This is a genomic window from Mesorhizobium sp. M4B.F.Ca.ET.017.02.2.1 (genome assembly GCF_003998955.1).
In the GTDB taxonomy this organism is placed as follows: Bacteria; Pseudomonadota; Alphaproteobacteria; order Rhizobiales; family Rhizobiaceae; genus Mesorhizobium; species Mesorhizobium abyssinicae.
Map to the genome: position 1 here is coordinate 1 of NZ_RZOF01000585.1, position 1,825 is coordinate 1,825.

2 protein-coding genes and 2 pseudogenes are annotated in these 1,825 nt (G+C 62.1%); all 4 read right to left on the reverse strand.

Annotated features, from left to right (window positions below; all coding sequences use genetic code 11):
- A pseudogene (locus EN738_RS34040) lies at window positions 1-340 on the reverse strand (carbohydrate ABC transporter substrate-binding protein); the annotation flags it as partial.
- A 77-nt stretch (window positions 341-417) separates the two neighbouring features.
- The gene (locus tag EN738_RS34045; RefSeq protein ID WP_187331401.1) at window positions 418-711 is read right to left on the reverse strand and encodes a DUF2160 domain-containing protein; all 294 of its coding nucleotides are present in this window, start codon (window positions 709-711) and stop codon (window positions 418-420) included.
- A complete protein-coding gene (locus tag EN738_RS34050) occupies window positions 708-1,622 on the reverse strand; it encodes a carbohydrate ABC transporter permease (RefSeq protein WP_127287343.1) in 915 nt (304 codons plus the stop codon). Before EN738_RS34050 ends, EN738_RS34045 begins: the two co-directional genes overlap by 4 nt.
- A gap of 1 nt (window position 1,623) precedes the next feature.
- Window positions 1,624-1,825 (reverse strand): annotated as a pseudogene (locus EN738_RS34055) (sugar ABC transporter permease); the annotation flags it as partial.

Consider the following 1,825-nt stretch of genomic DNA (forward strand, 5'->3'; position numbering starts at 1 on the left):
GCATCTGGGTCTGGATCTTCTCGACGACGTCGCCTTCCTGGATCGTGTCGTGCGTCACCTTGATGCCGGTGATGGCCGAGAAGGCCGGCGCCAGCACCTGCGCTTCATAGGAATGGGTGGCGATGGTTTCCGAGACGACCTTGATGTCCATGCCGGCAAACGGCTTGGCGGCGTCGATGAACCACTGCATTTCCTTTTCCTGGTCGGCGCGCGAAAGCGTCGACAGCGGACCGATTTCCTTGTCCAGGAAGGCCTTGGCCTCGTCCATACCGGCATAGGCGTTGCCTGCCCCGAGCAATAGGACAATGGCGGTCGTTGATGTTAAAACTTGCCGTCGCATAAGTTTCCTCCACATTTAGGTTTCAAGTGCGATCTGGAGCGGCCGCCGGCACGCGACCGCTCCAACAGTTTCCCCCTCTATACGTAGCGGAACACGCCGATGGCGTAGACTACGGAGAGAGCGAGAGCCCACCACAGGTTGGGTCCAACCAGACCCAGCCAAGCGAGATGGATGAAGGCGCTGCCAAGCAGCGAAAGGAAGAGACGGTCGCCGCGCGTCGTCTCGAAGCGGAGCACGCCTATGCGCGGATTGCCGCCCGGCGAGGCATATTCCCACGCCGCCATACCGCAAAGCAGCAGGAAGACGGTTCCGAAGAAGGCCGCCGTCGGCCAGGTCCACGCCATCCACGAGAGGTCGAGGTTCATGGTCATACCCTCCCCAGGGCGAAGCCCTTGGCGATGTAGTTACGGACAAACCAGATGACCAGCGCGCCGGGGATCAGCGTCAGCACGCCGGCGGCGGCGAGCAGGCCCCAGTCCATGCCGGCGGCCGAGACGGTGCGGGTCATGGTGGCGGCGATCGGCTTGGCGTCGGTGGTGGTCAGCGTGCGCGCGATCAGCAGTTCCACCCATGAGAACATGAAGCAGAAGAAGCAGGCGACGCCGATGCCGCTGGCGATCAGCGGCATGAAGATCTTCACGAAGAAGCGCGGGAACGAATAGCCGTCGATATAGGCGGTCTCGTCGATCTCCTTCGGCACGCCCGACATGAAGCCCTCGAGGATCCACACCGCCAGCGGCACGTTGAACAGGCAGTGCGCCAGCGCCACCGCGATATGGGTGTCGATCAGGCCGAAGGCCGAATAGAGCTGGAAGAAAGGCAGCGCGAACACCGCCGGCGGCGCCATGCGGTTGGTCAACAGCCAGAAGAACAGATGCTTGTCGCCGAGGAAACGGTAGCGCGAGAAGGCATAGGCCGCCGGCAGCGCCACGGCGACCGAGATCACCATGTTCATCACCACATAGGTGATCGAGTTGATGTAGCCCGAATACCAGGACGGGTCGCTGAAGATGGTGCGATAGTTGGCGAGCGTCGGCGCATGCGGATAGAGCGTCAGCGACGAGACGATCTCGGCATTGGTCTTGAAGCTCATGTTGATGAGCCAGTAGATCGGCAGCAGGATGACGATGATGTAGACCGTCGGCACGATCCACCACCAGCGCGATTCCTCGCCGCGGCGCCGCATCAGCCGCGCCACCTCGTCCTGCGACAGGGCGCTGCTCAGCCCTTCCGAAACCGCCGTCTCGCTCACTCTGTTTGTTCTTTCGTTGACGCCGCTCATCTCAGCGCTCCGCGTCGTAGTTGGTCATCACGGTGTAGAAGACCCATGACAACAGCAGGATGATCAGGAAGTAGACCAACGACATGGCCGCCGCCGGACCGAGGTCGAACTGGCCGAGCGCCGTCTTGACGAGGTCGATCGACAGGAAGGTCGTCGAATTGCCGGGGCCGCCGCCGGTAACGACGAAAGGCTCGGTGTAGATC